This is a genomic window from Tardiphaga sp. 866_E4_N1_4, assembly GCF_052076075.1.
In the GTDB taxonomy this organism is placed as follows: domain Bacteria; phylum Pseudomonadota; class Alphaproteobacteria; order Rhizobiales; family Xanthobacteraceae; genus Tardiphaga; species Tardiphaga robiniae.
Genome location: NZ_CP197242.1, coordinates 2,276,562 through 2,293,691, shown reverse-complemented (window position 1 = coordinate 2,293,691; position 17,130 = coordinate 2,276,562). Strand labels below are relative to the sequence as shown.

The 17,130-nt window shown below is 63.1% G+C and carries 15 protein-coding genes; 12 read left to right on the top strand and 3 right to left on the bottom strand.

What is annotated here, in order from left to right; translation table 11 throughout:
* Positions 1–22 precede the first annotated feature (22 nt).
* Genes AB8B20_RS11285 through AB8B20_RS11275 form a run of 3 tightly spaced genes read left to right on the top strand, consistent with a single transcriptional unit; the run spans position 23 to position 3,758 of the window.
* Positions 23–1,522: a lipid II flippase MurJ gene (locus tag AB8B20_RS11285; protein ID WP_439072628.1), complete on the top strand. Its 1,500-nt coding sequence runs from the start codon at positions 23–25 to the stop codon at positions 1,520–1,522.
* 54 nt (positions 1,523–1,576) lie between these two features.
* Positions 1,577–2,599 carry a polysaccharide deacetylase family protein gene (locus AB8B20_RS11280; RefSeq protein ID WP_439072627.1) on the top strand — a complete coding sequence of 341 codons (1,023 nt, stop codon included), beginning with the start codon at positions 1,577–1,579 and terminating at the stop codon, positions 2,597–2,599.
* Complete coding sequence (locus tag AB8B20_RS11275) at positions 2,592–3,758, top strand: glycosyltransferase family 4 protein (RefSeq protein WP_439072626.1); 1,167 nt, start codon at positions 2,592–2,594, stop codon at positions 3,756–3,758. Before AB8B20_RS11280 ends, AB8B20_RS11275 begins: the two co-directional genes overlap by 8 nt.
* Positions 3,759–3,773: 15 nt before the next feature.
* Here the strand turns inward: AB8B20_RS11275 and AB8B20_RS11270 are convergent, their stop codons facing one another.
* Both AB8B20_RS11270 and AB8B20_RS11265 read right to left on the bottom strand, forming a co-directional pair.
* Positions 3,774–4,961 (bottom strand): glycosyltransferase family 4 protein, encoded by a 1,188-nt coding sequence (locus tag AB8B20_RS11270; protein ID WP_439072625.1) that lies wholly within the window; start codon positions 4,959–4,961, stop codon positions 3,774–3,776.
* A 452-nt stretch (positions 4,962–5,413) separates the two neighbouring features.
* Positions 5,414–6,334: a helix-turn-helix transcriptional regulator gene (locus tag AB8B20_RS11265; protein WP_439072624.1), complete on the bottom strand. Its 921-nt coding sequence runs from the start codon at positions 6,332–6,334 to the stop codon at positions 5,414–5,416.
* A 149-nt stretch (positions 6,335–6,483) separates the two neighbouring features.
* Between AB8B20_RS11265 and AB8B20_RS11260 the strand changes: the two genes are divergently transcribed.
* From AB8B20_RS11260 to AB8B20_RS11235, 6 genes are read left to right on the top strand one after another with little or no spacing between them, the layout of a single operon-like run.
* A complete protein-coding gene (locus AB8B20_RS11260; RefSeq protein ID WP_439072623.1) occupies positions 6,484–7,710 on the top strand; it encodes an amino acid ABC transporter substrate-binding protein in 1,227 nt (408 codons plus the stop codon).
* 30 nt (positions 7,711–7,740) lie between these two features.
* On the top strand, positions 7,741–8,610 hold the full coding sequence (locus AB8B20_RS11255; protein ID WP_439072622.1) for a branched-chain amino acid ABC transporter permease: 870 nt from the start codon (positions 7,741–7,743) through the stop codon (positions 8,608–8,610).
* Positions 8,607–9,554, top strand: a complete 948-nt coding sequence (locus AB8B20_RS11250; RefSeq protein ID WP_439072621.1) for a branched-chain amino acid ABC transporter permease — start codon at positions 8,607–8,609, stop codon at positions 9,552–9,554. The genes AB8B20_RS11255 and AB8B20_RS11250 overlap by 4 nt, the downstream gene beginning before the upstream one ends.
* Positions 9,551–10,294, top strand: coding sequence for an ABC transporter ATP-binding protein (locus tag AB8B20_RS11245; RefSeq protein WP_439072619.1), 744 nt, complete (start codon positions 9,551–9,553; stop codon positions 10,292–10,294). Before AB8B20_RS11250 ends, AB8B20_RS11245 begins: the two co-directional genes overlap by 4 nt.
* Complete coding sequence (locus AB8B20_RS11240) at positions 10,287–11,009, top strand: ABC transporter ATP-binding protein (protein ID WP_439072618.1); 723 nt, start codon at positions 10,287–10,289, stop codon at positions 11,007–11,009. Before AB8B20_RS11245 ends, AB8B20_RS11240 begins: the two co-directional genes overlap by 8 nt.
* 34 nt (positions 11,010–11,043) lie before the next feature.
* A complete protein-coding gene (locus tag AB8B20_RS11235; protein WP_439072617.1) occupies positions 11,044–12,495 on the top strand; it encodes an aldehyde dehydrogenase in 1,452 nt (483 codons plus the stop codon).
* A 22-nt stretch (positions 12,496–12,517) separates the two neighbouring features.
* Here the strand turns inward: AB8B20_RS11235 and AB8B20_RS11230 are convergent, their stop codons facing one another.
* A complete protein-coding gene (locus tag AB8B20_RS11230; protein ID WP_170849559.1) occupies positions 12,518–13,324 on the bottom strand; it encodes an IclR family transcriptional regulator in 807 nt (268 codons plus the stop codon).
* A gap of 141 nt (positions 13,325–13,465) precedes the next feature.
* Here AB8B20_RS11230 and AB8B20_RS11225 point away from each other — a divergent pair, with 141 nt between their 5' ends.
* Genes AB8B20_RS11225 through AB8B20_RS11215 form a run of 3 tightly spaced genes read left to right on the top strand, consistent with a single transcriptional unit; the run spans position 13,466 to position 17,129 of the window.
* On the top strand, positions 13,466–14,344 hold the full coding sequence (locus AB8B20_RS11225) for an FAD binding domain-containing protein (protein ID WP_439072616.1): 879 nt from the start codon (positions 13,466–13,468) through the stop codon (positions 14,342–14,344).
* Entirely contained in the window at positions 14,341–14,838 is a 498-nt protein-coding gene (locus tag AB8B20_RS11220; RefSeq protein WP_439072615.1) for a (2Fe-2S)-binding protein, read from the top strand. The genes AB8B20_RS11225 and AB8B20_RS11220 overlap by 4 nt, the downstream gene beginning before the upstream one ends.
* Positions 14,835–17,129: a xanthine dehydrogenase family protein molybdopterin-binding subunit gene (locus AB8B20_RS11215; RefSeq protein WP_439072614.1), complete on the top strand. Its 2,295-nt coding sequence runs from the start codon at positions 14,835–14,837 to the stop codon at positions 17,127–17,129. The genes AB8B20_RS11220 and AB8B20_RS11215 overlap by 4 nt, the downstream gene beginning before the upstream one ends.
* Position 17,130: the final 1 nt, after the last annotated feature.

The following is a 17,130-nucleotide window of genomic DNA, read 5'->3' as shown; positions in this document are numbered from 1 at the left end:
ATCGGGCCGTAGCGGCGCGCTTATGAGCGGTGCCCGGCATTCGACGCGGAAATTTACGGCGATTCTCATCAGCGGTGCGCTGACCAGCAAGCTGCTCGGTTTCGGCCGTGAGATCTTGATGGCGCAAGTGCTCGGCGCCTCGCTGGTCGCCGACGGCTTTCGTGGCGCGATCACGGCGGTGATGCTGCCGTTGGCCTTCTTGCAGAACGAGACCGTGCCCGCAGTGATGATCCCGATGCATCGGGACGCGCTGAAGGACGGCAACGGACCGCAGCGCCTCGGTGCCATGACGGTGGCAATCACCGGCATCGCCATGATTTTGATGGTTGGACTACAGGCGCTCGGCGAGCGGGCTGTGGATGCGCTGGTCGGTGGCTTTTCGGCGGAGGGGCGTAGCCTCACTCTCGACTTCATTCGCATCATGGCGCTGGGCATGCCGGCCTCGGCGATGATCAACGTACTGGCTGCGGGTGAAATCGCACTCGGCCGGACACGCCTGACGAATATCCGCGCCAGCATCCTGAACATCGCCGTGCTGATGGGCATCGCACTGGTCGCTGTGTCCGGCAACTTTCATACGCTGGCTTGGTCGTTCTCGGCTGCCTTCAACGCGCTTGGCGCCTGGGGGCTCTACACGATGTGGCGCGAGGGCGTGCTCAGCTTCAAGGGCCTGTCGCTGTCATCGGTGTTGGCGTCGGGCCGCGAATTCTTCCGTCGGCTGCGACCGCTGCTCGCGCTACCGGTCGCCGAACAGGCCAATGTCTGGATCGAACGCCTGCTGGCATCGCGGGTCGGGACCGGTGCGGTGGCCTCGCTGGACTATGCACGCACGCTGACCGAAAGCGCGCTGCTGCTGATCAGCCAGCCGGTCGGGCTGGCGGTGCTGTCCAGCCATCCCCCGAAGGATGTCGGCGCGCAGATCGAAGGGATCGCTCGGCCCATTCTCGCACTGGCGGTGCCGGCATCGGTCTTTCTCGCCATGTTCGCGCCGGAGATCGTGCGGCTGGTTTTTCTGCGCGGCGCCTTCAACGAGCAGGCGCTGTTCCTGACCAGTCAGGCCTTGCGCGGCATCGCGCTTGGCCTATGGGCTGCGACGCTTGGCTGGATCCTGATCCGCATCCTCAATGGCGCAGGCCGGAATTTTGCGGCCGCTGCCATCATCGTCACTGCCTATCTGGTTAATATCGTAGTTAACCTTCTCACCTCATACCTGCCCACGGCGCATGAATGGGGCACCTTGTTGCTTGGACTGGGTGAAGCCGCCCGTGGTATCGTTCTTCTGGCTGGCGTCATGATCGTCCTGGGGTCCCGGCGCAAGCTGCTCTACCTGATGTTTCTCGCGTGTTTCCCGGCAGCGCTGATGGCACTCTTCAGCTGGCAAATTCATGAGGTTCTGACGGGCCCGTGGCAGCGGCTTTTCGCCGGTGGCTTTGCCTATCTGGTCTGCCTCGCGCTGTCTGTCGCGATGCTGATGCCGGGCGTCTACATTGCGGCATTTGCGCGCGTCCGGGGGCGCTTGTGATTTTGATATGCGTTTTTGTATTAGAGAGTGCCTTGATCGTCTGAGGACTTTTCGATGAAGCACCTGTTATCCAGCGCCGCCCGACGCATGGCGTCTTCCGAAGCGCTGGTTCGCCCGATCAGCATGGCTGCCGATATGTTCATGGGCACGCGTGGCTGCCTGATGACCTTTCATCGCGGCGCCTCCGCTCGGGCCTGGGAAAAGCTGCCGAACCGCGACTTCTATCTCGATACGAATTTTCTCGATCAGTTCCTGTCGCATCTGAAACGACGCGGCTGGGATGTCGTGACGATGGAAGAAGCGATCCAGCGTTCGAAGGCCGGTAAGTCGAACGATCGCTTCGTCAACTTCTCCGTCGACGATTGCTATCGCGATACCTATGAGGAGATCGTGCCGCTGTTTCGCCGTCACAACGTGCCGGTGACGTTATTTGTCACGACGGGTATTCCTGACGGCACGCTTCCGCTGTGGGCCGCAGGTCTGGAAGATACATTGCTCAACAACGACCGGGTCATTCTCGAAGATGGTGCGATCGATGTGCCGACGTCTGACGCCAAGCGTGCGGCATTCCATCGGATTGCGGATCGTTGGGATGGTCCGCAGGCATCAGCCTCTTACAAGAAGTTTTGCGAACTCAATGGTGTCGACATCGACGCGATGCACTGGAAGCATGCGATCACCTGGGAGATGCTCGAAGAGTTGCGCGACGATCCGTTGGTGGAGATCGGCGGCCACACCGTGACGCATGCCCGTATTTCGTCGTTGTCGCCGGATGGTGCACGCTTCGAACTCAAGGGCGGTCGCGACCGGTTGATTGAGCGCCTTGGCATCCCCGCCAGGCATTTCGCATTTCCCTATGGACGTTCGGGCGATTGCGGTCCGCGCGATTTCGCGATCGCGCGCGATGCCGGTTATGCGAGTGCAGCGACGACCCGCAAGGGCCTCGTGCGCAATGGCCAGGATGCCTACAACCTGCCACGCTGCACGATCAACGGCGCGGATCGCAGTCTCGCGACCATGGAGCTCCATCTGTCTGGCCTGACGGGTGTGGCCGCGAGGATGACGGGGCGTGTCTAGCAGTCGTCGTCTCAAGGTCCTCTCGATTGCACATTCCGCCGTCAGCCGCGATGCGGGGCGTCTGCGATACTATCCACTCATCGGACGCGATGACGTCGATATGCATCTCGTCGTCCCGGCTAGGTGGTATCAGTTCGGCCGTACGATTATTGCAGATCCGTCCGACGATCCCGGCATGACCGTGCATGTGATGCCGATCCGCCTGCCGCGCGCCGGCCCGATGAGTTGGTATCTGCATTTTTATCCGGGCTTGCGGCGTCTCATCCGTGAGGTTGATCCCGATGTAATCCATCTCTGGGAAGAGCCGTGGAGCGTCGTTGCGATGCAGGCGCGCGTCCTCAAGGGCCGCGCCGCGATGGTCCTGGAAGTCGATCAGAACATCCTGAAGCGCTTGCCGCCGCCGTTCGAATTCGTCCGCAAGGACGTGCTGCGGAACACCGACCATATTCTCTCGCGCAGTCCGGAGGCGACAGCAGTCGTCCGCGCGCGCGGTTATGCGGGGCCAGCGTCGCCGATCGGCTATGGCGTCGATCTCGCGACCTTCAATCAGACCGGCGAGCGCCAGGCGCCGATTGCGCCCGGGCGGGGACTACGCATTGGCTATGTTGGGCGTCTCGTCGAGGAGAAGGGTCTCGACGACGCGCTCGACGCCATGAAGCGCGCCACGGCGGATGTGACATTGGCGATCATGGGCGAAGGCCCGTATGAGCCTGCGCTGAAGCTGCGCGTCAGCGAACTGGGCCTGACCGATCGTGTCACATTCCGGGGCTGGGGCAAACCGGCCGATGTCGCGTCATTCCTGAGCGGTCTCGATGCAATGATCCTGCTGACGCGCACCACCAGCGCCGTGCGTGAGCAGTTCGGCCGGGTGATCGTCGAGGCGCAGGCTTGCGGCGTGCCGGTGATCGGTTCGACGGGCGGCGCTATTCCCGATGTTGTCGGCAAGGGCGGCTGGACTATTCCCGAGCGCGATCCGGATGCGCTGGCGACACTGCTGGATCGGCTTGCCGCCGACCCGCAGCAGTTGCTGGACCGCGGCGTAGCCGCGCGCGACAACGTGCTGACGCGTTTCACTTACGAGGTGGTGGCGAATGCGCTGGTGTCGGCCTGCCAGCAGGCCGCTGATGCAAAGCGGGGGGCGGACCGGTCCCTCCCGTGAAGCAGGCGCTTGCGATCAGGCGCCGACCGCCATAGCGCCCGGCGCAAATTCGTTCTTCGAGGCTTGCACCTGCTCCAGCAGCTCGATGTAGCGCGAACCGACATAATCCCAGCCGTAATTCAGCGCCGTGGCATGTGCACCTTCGCACAGCCGCGCCAGCGCTGCCGGATCGGAGAAGGCCATCGCGATCTTCGCGGCGATGTCTGCGCCGTCCATCTTGATCTGATAGCCGTTTACGCCATCGACGAGATAATCTTCGATGCCGCCAACCGGCGTTGCAAAAACCGGCGTCGAGCAGGCCATGGCTTCCATGCAGACCAGCGAGAAAGTTTCATAGGTAGTCGGCAGTACAAAGGCGTCGGCCGCAGCGTAGAGGGCCGGCATATCGGTACGCGATCCCGCGAAGACCAGCCGATCGGCGGAGGTTGTCGCCAGTTTGCGGTAGGGCGCGGGATTATCCGAGCCCACCACAAGCATCCAGACATCGGGGCCGAGGCGTTCGAGCGCGCCGATGGCATGTGCCAGACCCTTGCGGCGAAATTCATGACCGGCGAACAGCAGAAGCCTGGCGTTCGCGGGGATGCCGAATTCCTCACGGATCCTGAGACCGGCCGCGGTGTCTCGGGCGAAGCGATTGAGGTCGATGCCGTTGGGGATCACGCGGATGCGCGACGCGGGCACCTTGTAGATCTGTTGCAGTTCGGTTGCGACGCGCGGCGAGACCGCGACATACATGCGATAGCGGAGGCCGCCGATCATCCAGCGATCACGGAGGGCCACCCACAGATGCATGGGATTCAGCATCCATGACCAGGAGCCGGCGTTGCGCTTTTCGGCGAGGCTCTGCGCATTGACTGCGTGCACGACCAGTACGTCGCCCGTCAGGCTGTCACCGTGACTGATGATGACGGCCTTGGGATGATGATAGGCGGCGCGCGTCGCCAGCAATGTGAAGGTGGGAACGACAAAAGCGCGACCGAGATAGCGCAGGATGCCGCGCGTCTTGATGTGCGAAAGCCAGGCGCCGACGCGCTCGATCCGCGTACCTGGCGTTGCCTTGTCGCCGACGGCGCTGGCGAGAACTGTGTTGGCGATTTTGGCGCGGCTGAATGCGCATGCGAGTTCGCTGGCCACGCTTTCAACGCCGCCGACCGAACTCAATTCCTGGACGATCTGGACGATCTGGACGATCTCGATGGTCATGGGCCGACACTATGAAAACGGGTGAACGCCAATACCGTAGGTGCGCTGATAAGTCGCAATTTCATCAATATCCTGCTTTCGCAGGCTTTTGTCACCAGCACAACGTCTAAGATTTTGCCTTCGCGATAAGGCATATCGGCAGAAACACTCTGACACAGTCGAGTGAATGCAGCCCCGCCGTGCGAAGTAGTATTCCGCTCTACCTGGTGTCGGTAACTGGTGCGGTTGCATGCGTCGTATTGGTGCGATGCTACGTCGACGACGCCCCGTCGGGCAGCATTTGCCAGCGCTTCGGGCTGAATGGTGAACGGCGTCTTGAAGCGAGATCTGAAACAGAGCGCGGAAATGGATATTGTGACCCCACTTCAATATTGAGTCATGCTTAACGCGCGCTGTTTCAAATTGATCACGCGGGTTTCAAAGAGACACAGCACTGATCGAGCGTGGGACAGTTACGGCCAGGCCGCATAGGACGGGCCGTGCTGACTTGGATCGAGCCGCGCGCGACGCCGATAGGCGCCTGGCGACGCATTCTGATACTTGCGGAAGAAGCGATTGAAATAGCCGGGATCGCGGAAGCCGAGGCCATAGCCAATCTGCTCGACTGGCAGATCGAGCTGCCGCAACCGCATGCAGGCTTCGTGGATCAGGCGCTGATGCACGATGGCGCGCGGGCTGTAACCTTTCTCGCGCTTGCAATGTGCGTGCAGCTTGTCGTCGGTGACGCCGAGGGCGGCCGCATAGCGTGCGATGGGCCAGCCGTCGCGATAATGCAGTTCGACCATCTGTAGGAAATTGCCGACGAGGCGAGGGCCGTCGCCGCGCTGTGCGGCATCGTCGGGGGCTTCCTCCGAAATCACCGAACGCCAGATGTGGAGGCACAGTAACAACACATGCGTCGACGTCATCGTCGCGCTGCCGCGGCCCGGCGTATTCAATTCACGCACCAGCGTGCTGCAGGATTCCGTGATGGCCGCAAAAGTCGTCGCGAGTTGCGCGCCTTCGCGCAGCACCAACCGGTCGATGGTTCGCCGTAGATGCAGCGCCTCGGCACTGCCGGCGACGGTGCGGGTGAGGACATCGTCCGACACTGAAATCAGATAGCCTTGGGCGCCGGCTTCGCCCTCCAACGTGCCTTCGTGATCGCCGGGTAGCCACAACAGGCCGGGGGACTGAATGGCAACCGTGGTGCCGCGCATCGTGGCGGTACCGCGCCGGGTTTCGATCACCAGCAGGTGTGAGCGCCTGGCAACCGACTGCCGGATGGTCCAGCTGCGCGGCGCCAGTCCGGGTGCGAATCTGTCGGCATGCACAGCGGGAAGCTTCTCCATGAAGCCGGCTGGACCAGAAACGATGTGCACGGTCTCAAGCACTGGGACAATCCGTCGCGTGAAATAGCTCGCCTACACGGATCAATACAATCTTTCCCCGGATGCGTCCAATTCCCAGCCCCAAACGCTGGACTAGTCTCCGGCCATCGAACGCCACAAGGCGTCGGTGAAAGGAATTCGGGGAGGATAACATGGTGTCAGCAGTCAAGCGCCTTGCGGCGGGACTACTCGCGGTTGCCGGTGCGGCGGCCGTCGGATGGGACGGTGCAGCGGAGGCCCAGACGTCGGTCAAGATCGGTTATGCCATCTCGCGCACCGGCCCCGCTGCCGGCGGCGCTGCGGTGACGACAATTCCCAACTACGAGCTGTGGGTGAAGGAAGTGAACGCCGCCGGTGGGCTCAAGCTCGGCGACAAGCGCGTCCCAATTGAGGTCGTCCAGTATGACGACCGGTCGAGCGCAGAAGAAGCCGCCAAGGCGCTGGAGCGGCTGATCACCCAGGACAAGGTCGATTTCATCCTGCCGCCCTGGGGCACCGGCCTGAATCTCGCGGTCGGCCCGATCCTGAACAAGGCCGGCTATCCGCACATTGCATCGACGGCCGTGACCGACCGTGCGCCCGAACTGGCGAAGCGCTGGCCCAACAGTTTCTGGCTGCTCGGCACCAGCGCGGACGCTGCGAAGACCCTGGTCGAGCTGCTGGTGAAGCTGCGCACCGAAGGCAAGATTGGCGATACGGTGGCGATGGCCAGCATCGCCGACGGCTTCGGCATCGATCTCTCTGGTGCGGCACGTCCCGCGCTGACGGCGGCCAAGTTTAAGCTCGCCTATGACAAGACCTATCCGGTCGGCACACAGGATCTCAGCCCGATCATCAATGAGGTGAAGGCGCTGAACCCCGACGTGTTCATCGCCTTCAGCTATCCGCCGGACACGATCGCGATCACCGAACAGTCACGCATCTCCGGCTTCAACCCGAAGATCTTCTACACCGGTGTCGGCACGGCATTCCCGCTGTTCAAGCAGAAATTCGGCGCCAACGCGGAAGGCGTGATGGGCATCGGCGGCTGGAATGGCGACAGCCCGGCCATCAAGGACTATCTGGCGCGGCACAAGGCGTCGGCGGCGAATGGCGCGGAGCCGGATCGCTGGGCCAGTGCGGTCACCTATGCCGGCCTGCAGATGCTGCAGCAGGCGATCGAGCGGGTTGGCAAGGTCGATCGCGCTGCGGTCATCAAGGACCTGCAGAGCGGCACGTTCGATACGGTGATCGGTAAGGTGAAGCTCGAGAACAACATGCCGACCAAATACTGGTGGGTCGGGCAGTGGCAGGACGGCGAGTTCTACGGCGTCGGCCCGTCGGGTAACGAGGGCGCGCGTGCGCCGGTCGTGCCGAAGCCGGCATGGAAGGCGCAGTGATCGCGTCCCTCCTGCAACTGGTCTGACAGAATGACAAACGCGGTTCTCACCGGCCTCGTGCTGGGTGGCATGTATGCGCTGATCGCCATGGGGCTGACCCTGCAATATGGCGTGGCGCGGATCATGAACCTGTCCTATGGCGAGTTCCTGATCGGTGCGGCCTTTGCGTCCTATTGGCTGTTCACCGGCTGGGCGCTCAATCCGCTCGCAGGACTGGCGTTTGTCATTCCGGTCAGTTTCGGCATCAGCTATCTCTTGTATCGCGTGCTGCTCACGCCGCTGGTGCGCCGCGCGCGTACCCGCGACGCGCTCGAAGTCGATAGTATTCTGGCGACCTTCGGCATGATGTTCATCGTGCAGGGCATCATGCTGACCATGTTTGGCGGCGCCTACTTTAGTTACTCGTTCCTCGCTGTGCCGGTGACGATCGTCGGCGAAGTGTTGGCGCTCAACCGCCTGATTGCTTTTGGCCTCGCAGTCGTCGTCGGCCTTGCGCTCTATCTGACGCTGACCCGCACCCGGATCGGGACGTCGATCCGCGCCGTGGCCGTCGATCCAATCGCGGCGCAGCTTGTTGCCATCGATGTCACCAGGACATCGGCGCTGGCCTTTGCGCTCGGCGGCGCGCTGGTGGCGTCTGCCGGCGTGCTGATCAGCATGTTTCTGACCTTTAGCGCCACCTCCGGCGTGGTGTTCACCATGAAGGCCCTGATCGTGGTCGTGATGGGCGGCGTCGGCAATTTGCTGGGCTGTCTCGTCGCCGGACTGGCGCTAGGATTGAGCGAAGCGCTGGTGGCGACCTTCATCGATCCCGGCCTGACGCTTGCGGTGAATTTCGCGCTGTTCCTCTGTGTGCTGCTGGTGAAGCCGGCCGGCATTTTCGGGAGGGCGCAGCGATGAGCCGTACCCAAATGATGACTGGCGCGATCTGTCTCGCAGCCGTGGTTGCGCTCGCATTCGTCCCGATGATTGTCGATGCCTATCACCTCGCGCTCGCCATCAGTCTCTTGCAATTCACGGTGCTGGCGACGGCATGGGGCATGTTCTCCGGCCCGACGCGCTATGTGTCGCTGGCGACCACAGCCTTCTTCGGTGTCGGCGCCTATACGGTCGCGGTGCTGGGCGAGCAATTGCCGTGGTCGCTGGTGCTGCTGGTTGCGGCCGTGATCGGCGCGGTTATGGCCGTCATCGTCGGCCTGTCGACGCTGCGGCTGAGCGGTGTGCATTTCGTCATCTTCACTTTCGGCCTCGCCGAGCTCGTGCGCCAGATCGTGGTCTGGTACGAGGTCAACAAGACCCGCGTGCTCGGCCGTTACGTCTTTGTCGACATCACCCAGAACGACATTTACTGGCAGCTGCTGGCGCTTGCCGTCATCGTGTTCGGTGCCGGCTGGCTGATTGCCCGCTCGCGCTTCGGCTTCGCGCTGCGGATCATCGGTGAAGACGAGGCCGTGGCACGACACTGCGGCATCAATGTCACCATCGCCAAGGTCGCGCTGTTCACCATCACGGCCACCTTCATGACGCTGGTCGGTGCGATCATGGCGCCGCGCTTCACCTATATCGAGCCATCGATCGCCTTCAACGCGACCATTTCCTTCGAGGTGGTGATCATGGCACTGCTCGGTGGTGCTCATCGCTTGTGGGGTCCAGCGCTCGGCGCCATTCCGCTGACGCTGTTGTTCGACTTCCTGTCCGCACGCTTCCCCAGCACATCGACCTTGATCATGGGCGTGGTGTTCCTCCTGATCGTCTATGCGCTGCCGTCGGGTGTCGTCGGCCTCTGGGAGAAGTTGAAAGCCTGGCGACCCACGGCCTCGAAGATGCGGGGAGCGCAGGCATGACCCCCAGCACAACGCCAGTCCTGCGCATCGAAGGCCTGACCCGCGCGTTCGGCGGTCTCATCGCTGTCAACGGCATCGACCTGACGGTGCATGCCGGCGAGATCGTCGGGCTGCTCGGTCCCAACGGGTCCGGCAAAACGACGGCGCTCAACCTGATCTCCGGCGTGCTGTCGCCGAATGCTGGCGTGATTGCCTTCGCCGGCCACGACATCGCGGGCTGGCCGACCCATCGCATCGCGCGTCTCGGTCTCGCACGCACGTTCCAACTGGTGCGCGTGCTCGACGGCATGACCTGCGGCGAGAATGTGGAGGCTGGGCTAGCCTTTCATCATGCGCCGCTTGCACGCGACGCGATGGCGGCGGCTGCGGCCGGCCTGCTCGCGCGGGTCGGTCTCGCCGGATTTGGCGGACGGCGCGCATCGGAGCTTACTTATATCGACCGCAAGCGGCTCGAACTGGCACGCGCGCTGGCACTGCAGCCGCGCCTGCTGCTGCTCGATGAATGGCTCGCCGGTCTGAACCCGTCCGAATTGCTGATCGGGATCGAGCTAATCAGATCGCTCAAACAGGAGGGGCTGTCGATCCTGCTGGTCGAGCATGTGATGGATGCGATCCGTTCGCTCTGCGATCGCTGCGTGGTCATGAGCAGCGGCCGCAAGATTGCAGAAGGGCCTGTAGCTGCTGTGCTGAGCGACCCCGCGGTGATCGAAGCCTATCTGGGAGTGCCGGCGGATGCTTGAGGTCTCCAATATCAGCGTCACCTATGGCCAGCATCACGCGCTGAGCGATGCGGCCCTCCATGTCGAGCGCGGCGAGATCATCGTCATTCTCGGCGCCAATGGCGCCGGCAAGTCATCGTTGCTCAAGGCCATTGCCGGTTTGCTGCCGTCACCCGCCAAGATCGTCAAACTCGCCGGTCGTGATCTATCCCGTCTGCCGCCTCATGAGATCGTGGAAGCCGGGCTTGCGCTGGTGCCGGAAGGTCGCGGCGTGTTCGGCGAATTGACAGTGGCCGAAAACCTGTTGCTCGGCGCCAACCCGAAGCGTGCGCGGGCGGTCGAGGCAACGCAGCGTGCCAAGGTGATGACGCTGTTTCCGCGGCTTGGCGAACGCTTGGCGCAGACGGTGCGCACCATGAGCGGCGGCGAGCAGCAGATGGTCGCCATTGGCCGCGCACTGATGTCGAATCCCGACATCCTTCTGCTAGACGAACCGTCGCTCGGCCTGTCGCCACTGCTGGTCCGCGAATTGTTCGCCGCCTTGCGCAAGGTGCGTGAGACCGGCGTCGGCCTGCTGCTGGTCGAGCAGAATGCCCGCGAGAGTCTGGCTATCGCCGATCGCGGCTATCTGATCGAGAACGGCAAGATCACCGGCAGCGGCACCGCCGCAGCCCTTCAATCGGACGACGCCGTGCGCCGCGCCTATCTCGGCGGTCTCGCCAGCGGCGCGGCCTGAGCGTTCCAAGAAACATTCAACGGAGGATATCGCCATGAACCAGATCAATCTGCTGCTCGAGAACCAGGATGTGGAGGCCATCGACGGCGCGACATTCGATCGCCTCAACCCGATGACCGGCGACATCGCGTCGCGCGCGGCTGCTGCGCAGATCGCCGATGCCAAGCGCGCCGCTGACGCTGCTGCCGCTGCTTTCCCTGTATGGTCGGCGACCGGTCCGGGTGCGCGCCGCGCCGTCCTGCTGAAGGCGGCCGATATCCTTGCCAGCAAGGCGCCTGATTTCATTGCCTTGATGGCGTCGGAAACCGGCGCGACTGCCGGCTGGGCCGGCTTCAACGTTCATCTCGCCTCCAACATGCTGCGCGAAGCGGCGTCGATGACGACGCAGATTTCCGGCGAGATCATTCCATCGGATAAGCCTGGCTGCATCTCGATGGCGATCCGCCAGCCCGCGGGCGTCGTGCTCAGCATCGCGCCGTGGAATGCGCCGGTCATCCTCGGCGTACGTGCGGTCGCGCTGCCGCTGGCCTGCGGCAACACGGTCATTCTCAAGGCATCGGAAATCTGTCCGGGCACACATCGGTTGATCGGCGAGTGTCTGCGCGAGGCCGGTCTGCCGCCTGGCGTACTTAATGTGATCACCAACGCGCCGGAAGATGCGCCCGCGCTGATCGATGCACTGATCTCGCATCCCGCCGTGCGCCGGATCAACTTTACCGGTTCGACCCGCGTCGGCCGCATCATCGCAGAGACCGCCGCCAAATATCTCAAGCCAGTGCTGCTTGAACTCGGCGGCAAGGCGCCGCTGGTGGTGCTCGACGATGCTGATCTCGATGCAGCAGTGGCGGCCGCGGCCTTTGGAGCATTCATGAACCAGGGGCAGATCTGCATGTCCACCGAGCGGCTTGTTGTCGATCAGAAGATCGCCGACACCTTCGTGGCTAAGCTCGCGGCCAAGGCGGGTAGCCTAGTCGCCGGCGATCCGCGCAAGGGCGATACACCGCTCGGTTCACTGATCGGCAAGGATGCTGCGGATCGCATGCAGGCGCTGATCAAGGACGCCGTGGGCAAGGGTGCCCGTGTTGTGGCGGGTGGCAGCGTCGATGGCACGCTGATGTCGGCTACAGTACTCGATCACGTCACCTCGGCGATGCGGATCTACAATGAGGAGTCATTCGGGCCGATCGTGAGTGTCGTGCGCGTCGATGGCGTGGACGAAGCCGTGCGCGTTGCCAACGATACCGAATACGGACTATCGGCGGCGGTGTTCGGCCGCGATATCGCCCGGGCGCTGGAAGTCGCCAAGCGGATCGAGTCCGGCATTTGCCACATTAACGGCGCGACCGTGCATGACGAGGCGCAGATGCCGTTCGGCGGGGTGAAGGCGTCGGGCTACGGTCGGTTCGGCGGCAAGGCCGGCATTGCCGAATTCACCGAACTGCGCTGGATCACCATCGAGACCGGCCCGCAGCACTATCCGATCTGATCGTGTCCGTTACACGCGGACGTCAGAAGCTGACGGCAGCGTAGGCCTTGCTGATATCTGCGGCCGCGTGCTGCAGATGCTCGCGCAACCTGATCTGGCTGGCTTTCGGCGTGCGGAATGCCGGCGTCACGAAAGAGATTGCGGCGATCACGCCACCGGAATCGCGGACGGGAACGGAGACGGCATAAACATGCGGTGTGATTTCCGCGCGCGACTCCGACCATCCCTGCTCGCGGATCACGGCGAGCTCGCGCACCAGCAGCCTGCGATGTGGTGCGAAGCCGGGATCGCGCCGAACGGCGTCGTCGAGGATTGTCTCGCATTCAGCTTCGGGCATATGCGCGAGCAGCATTTTCGGGCCTGCACCGCGGTGCAGCGGCAACGCCGTTCCGACCTCGAAGGTCAGGCGAATGCGTGATGACGATTCGGCGCGCTCGATACATACGGCGCGATCGGCCGAGCGGCGCAGCAAGATGATGGTTTCTCCGACTTCCTGAGAGACGCGCTTCATGAAGGGGCGCGCAATGGAGGCAAGGTCGGTGCCGGCGCGGGCCGCCTGCGCAAGGCCGATCACGCGCGGCGCGAGCACGAACGAGCCGCGGCCGTCTTCGTCGATGAGATCGGCTTCGCGCAAGATGCCAATGTACCGATAGGTCGACGACAGTGGCACCCCGATCTGTTCAGACAGGCTTTCTGCGGAATGCCGCGGACGATCGGTGGAGAAGGCCAGCAGGGCGCGAAGTATCTTTCGCGAACTGCCATCTGCAGCGGCAGGACGGTCCGTCTGGTCGACGCGTTTCGACGCAGTTGCGGCTCTCTTGATGGCCAACGGAACCTCCATTCGGTAATGCTTGCCAATGGAAACGGCAGCATGTGGATATCATTTGCGCACCAACAAACATTGCCGTGCGCGTACCTTCTTATAAGATAAGATAGTGTTCTCAGCAATTGAGAAGTAGCAAATCAGCCCATGAAGCTTCCGCCGCTGGACTATATTTGCCCTGCTACGCTGACCGAGGCGATTGCCGCGCTCGCGGTTCATGGCGGCAATGCCAAGGTGATCGCGGGTGGGCAGAGCCTGATGCCGATGCTTGCTTTCCGGCTGGCGGCGCCAAGCGTGCTGGTCGATATCGGACGGCTGCCAGATCTCAAAAGTATCAGTATTTCCGCTGAGGGCATCGACATTGGCGCCCTGGTGACCTGGCGCGACATCGAGCGCGATGTGCGCCTGGCTCAGGCGCATCCATTGTTCGCGGCGGCTATCGCCCATGTCGCGCATTACCAGGTCCGTAATCGCGGCACCGTCGGCGGGAGCATGGCTCATGCCGATCCGGCCGCCGAAATGCCGGGTATCGCGGTGACCTGCGACGCGACGCTGACAATCATCGGGTCGAACGGGACCCGCATCGTGAGCGCAGACGAGTTCATCACCGGCGGCCTCAGCACGGTTCTGGAGGCCGACGAAATCTTGACCAGCATACGCCTGCCGCTCTGGAAGAAGGCGCGGCGCTGGGCCTTCGAGGAATTCGCCCGCCGCCGCGGAGATTTTGCGCTGGCGGGTGTTGCCGCATTCTTCGACATCGACGCGCAGGGCCTGGCGTATAATGCGCATATCGGGGTGATCGGCGTTGCCGATCGTCCGATGCGTCTGCCCGGTGTCGAGGCGATCCTCGATGGTCGTCGGATCAATGCCGACGTGATTTTGCAGGCCGCGGCTGTCGCGCGGGATGCGGTCGATCCCGCCGATGATATCCACGCGGAAGCCGCTTATCGGCGTGATCTTCTCGGCGTGTTGCTGGAGCGGGCGCTGGCGCGCGCAGCCAATATCACTCTGCCGGAGGCCGCATGACGTCGGCCCGTCCCGTCCATTTCACCGTCAACGGTGCCGCGGCGACCGTCACGGTCGAACCTCGCACCACGCTGGCGGATGCGCTGCGCAACGAGCTCCGCCTGACCGGCACGCATCTGGGCTGCGAGCACGGTGTCTGCGGTGCCTGCACGGTCATCGTCGATGGTGCCGCCGTCCGCGGCTGCCTGATGCTGGCGGCGCAGGCAGAAGGGCGCGAGATAACCACCGTCGAGGGTCTTGGCAGCGCCGCGCATCTCAGTGCGTTGCAGCTTGCGTTCCGCAAGCATCACGCTTTGCAGTGCGGCTTCTGCACCGCCGGCATCCTCACGACTGCCCATGCATTGCTGACCGATGAGCCGCATGCGGACGAGGATCGCATCCGCGAGGTGATTTCCGGAAACCTATGTCGCTGCACCGGTTATCTGCCGATCATCGCGGCGATCATGGAAGCCCGTATTGCCTATAGCGATGTGCAATGCGAGGCCGCGCAATGACCGAAGCCGCCAAACTCCTGGTCGGCAGCGCGGTCGAGCGTATGGAGGATGCGCGTTTCCTGTCAGGATCCGGCAATTTTGCAGACGATCTTGCCGTCGAGGGGATGCTGCATGCGGCGATCCTGCGCAGTCCGATCGCCCATGCGCGGATCGTGGCGATCGACGCATCGGCCGCGCTGGCCATGGTGGGCATTCACGCCGTGCTCACGGCGCAGGATATCGGCGACACCATCCCCATCATCCCGCTGCGCCTGGCGCCGCTGCCCGAATTCGAGCCATTCCGCCAGCCCGTCATGGCAAGCGACAAGGTGCGCTATGTCGGTGAGCCCATCGCTGTCGTGGTCGCCGACAGCCGCGCTTTGGCCGAGGACGCGCTGGAGAGGATCGGCATCGAATTTGAAGCGCTGTCTGCAGTCACAGAGCGCGGCGCAAGTGAAACTCCGCTGTTCGACTTCGCCGAAGATAACGTCGCGCTGCGCTACGGTGCCGGTTTTGGCGATGCCGATGCGGCCTTCGCGTCCGCGGACTATGTCCGCACCGAGCGCTTTAGCGTGCAGCGCCACACGGCGCTGCCCATGGAAACGCGGGGCCTCCTCGCCGAATGGAATTCATCGGCCGGTCGGCTCATCGTCACAGGCGCGACAAAGGTTACGTTCTATAATCGCCGCGCGTTGGCGCAGATGTTGGGCCTTCGCGAGGATGATATCGATCTGATCGAGATCGATGTCGGCGGCGGCTTCGGTGTACGCGGCGAATTCTATCCCGAGGATTTCCTGATCCCCTTCGCTGCCCGCAAACTGGCATGCCCGGTCAAATGGATCGAGGATCGCCGCGAGCATCTGATGGCGATCAATCACTCCCGCGATGTCGCCTGCGAATTGTCGCTCGCCTGCCGCAGCGACGGATTGATGCTGGGTCTGCGCGGCCGGGTGTTCGCCGATATGGGGGCCTATATCCGCACCAATGGCGGCGTGGTGCCGGCCAAGGCGGCGCAGTTTCTGCCTGGTCCTTATCGCATTCCCCATGTCAGCGTGTCGGTCGAAGCCTTCATGACCAGCAAGACGCCGGTCGGCACCTATCGCGGGCCGGGCCGCTTCGAGGCGAATTTCTTTCGCGAGCGGCTGATCGACATGGCCGCGACCGATCTCGGCATCGACATCGCCGAATTCCGGCGCAAGAACCTGATCACCGAACAGGAATTGCCTTATCCGATCGATGGGCTCGTGCCCTATGAAGGGCCGACGTCCTACGACACCGGCGACTATGTCGAGGTGTTCGAGCGCGCCTTGAAGGAGATCGGCTGGGCCGAGAAACGTCATTTGCAGGGAAAACTGATCGATGGCGTACGTCATGGCATCGGGCTCGGCTGTTTCGTCGAAAGCGGCGGTGCCGGCCCGAAGGAGAACGCAGCGCTCACCCTTGAGAAGGACGGCTCGCTGACGGTGGCCGTTGGCTCATCGGTGCTGGGGCAGGGATTGGAGACGGTGCTCGGCCAGATCGCGTCGGATACGCTGTCGATCCCGTTCGATCGCATCCGTGTGCTGCATGGCTCGACGACGCTGCTCGATGAGGGCTTTGGCACCTATCATTCGCGTGCGGTGGTGATGGGCGGTTCGGCCGTGCTCGATGCCGCCACCCGGCTGCGCGAGAAGATCCTGCAGCAGGCGTCCAATCACCTGGGCAGGCCGAACAGCGAGTTGAAGATCATCAATGCGAACGTCATCGCGGACAATGGCGCATCCGTGTCATTCGCGGCGCTCGCAGCAGAGCGCGAATTGCAGGCAGACGGCACATTTTCCAACGAGGTGCGCACCTATAGTTACGGCACCCACGCGGCGCATGTCACCGTCGATCCACGCACAGGCGCGGTGAAAGTTCTCGATTACATAGCGGTCGAAGATGTCGGTCGCGCCATCAATCCGGCCATTGTGCATGGACAGGCGATCGGGGCCATCGTGCAGGGACTGGGTGGCGTTTTCCTCGATCATCTGATCTATGACGATCAGGGACAGCTCTTGAACGCCTCTCTGGCGGATTATCTGGTGCCGACCGCGAGCGACTTTCCGGTGCTGCGCGCGGTGACGCTAGAGCTGCGGCCGTCGCCGAGCAATCCGCTGGGTGCCAAGGGTGCGGGCGAGGGCGGTATCGTTGCTGTGGCCGCAGCGACGGCCAATGCGGTGGCGGCAGCGCTGGCGCCGCTCAATGTCGAGATTCATCACTTGCCGCTGACGCCGCCGCGTCTGTGGCGCCTCATCAAGAATGCGCGCGAGCGCACGACCAATGCCGCATAGG

What these genes read in the sequence shown, in the direction of transcription:
- AB8B20_RS11285 (WP_439072628.1), top strand. Translation starts at nt 23, where the DNA reads ATGAGCGGTGCCCGGCATTCGACGCGGAAATTTACGGCGATTCTCATC.
- AB8B20_RS11280 (WP_439072627.1), top strand. Translation starts at nt 1,577, where the DNA reads ATGAAGCACCTGTTATCCAGCGCCGCCCGACGCATGGCGTCTTCCGAA.
- AB8B20_RS11270 (WP_439072625.1), bottom strand. Translation starts at nt 4,961, where the DNA reads ATGACCATCGAGATCGTCCAGATCGTCCAGATCGTCCAGGAATTGAGT.
- AB8B20_RS11260 (WP_439072623.1), top strand. Translation starts at nt 6,484, where the DNA reads ATGGTGTCAGCAGTCAAGCGCCTTGCGGCGGGACTACTCGCGGTTGCC.
- AB8B20_RS11255 (WP_439072622.1), top strand. Translation starts at nt 7,741, where the DNA reads ATGACAAACGCGGTTCTCACCGGCCTCGTGCTGGGTGGCATGTATGCG.
- AB8B20_RS11250 (WP_439072621.1), top strand. Translation starts at nt 8,607, where the DNA reads ATGAGCCGTACCCAAATGATGACTGGCGCGATCTGTCTCGCAGCCGTG.
- AB8B20_RS11245 (WP_439072619.1), top strand. Translation starts at nt 9,551, where the DNA reads ATGACCCCCAGCACAACGCCAGTCCTGCGCATCGAAGGCCTGACCCGC.
- AB8B20_RS11240 (WP_439072618.1), top strand. Translation starts at nt 10,287, where the DNA reads ATGCTTGAGGTCTCCAATATCAGCGTCACCTATGGCCAGCATCACGCG.
- AB8B20_RS11235 (WP_439072617.1), top strand. Translation starts at nt 11,044, where the DNA reads ATGAACCAGATCAATCTGCTGCTCGAGAACCAGGATGTGGAGGCCATC.
- AB8B20_RS11225 (WP_439072616.1), top strand. Translation starts at nt 13,466, where the DNA reads ATGAAGCTTCCGCCGCTGGACTATATTTGCCCTGCTACGCTGACCGAG.
- AB8B20_RS11220 (WP_439072615.1), top strand. Translation starts at nt 14,341, where the DNA reads ATGACGTCGGCCCGTCCCGTCCATTTCACCGTCAACGGTGCCGCGGCG.
- AB8B20_RS11215 (WP_439072614.1), top strand. Translation starts at nt 14,835, where the DNA reads ATGACCGAAGCCGCCAAACTCCTGGTCGGCAGCGCGGTCGAGCGTATG.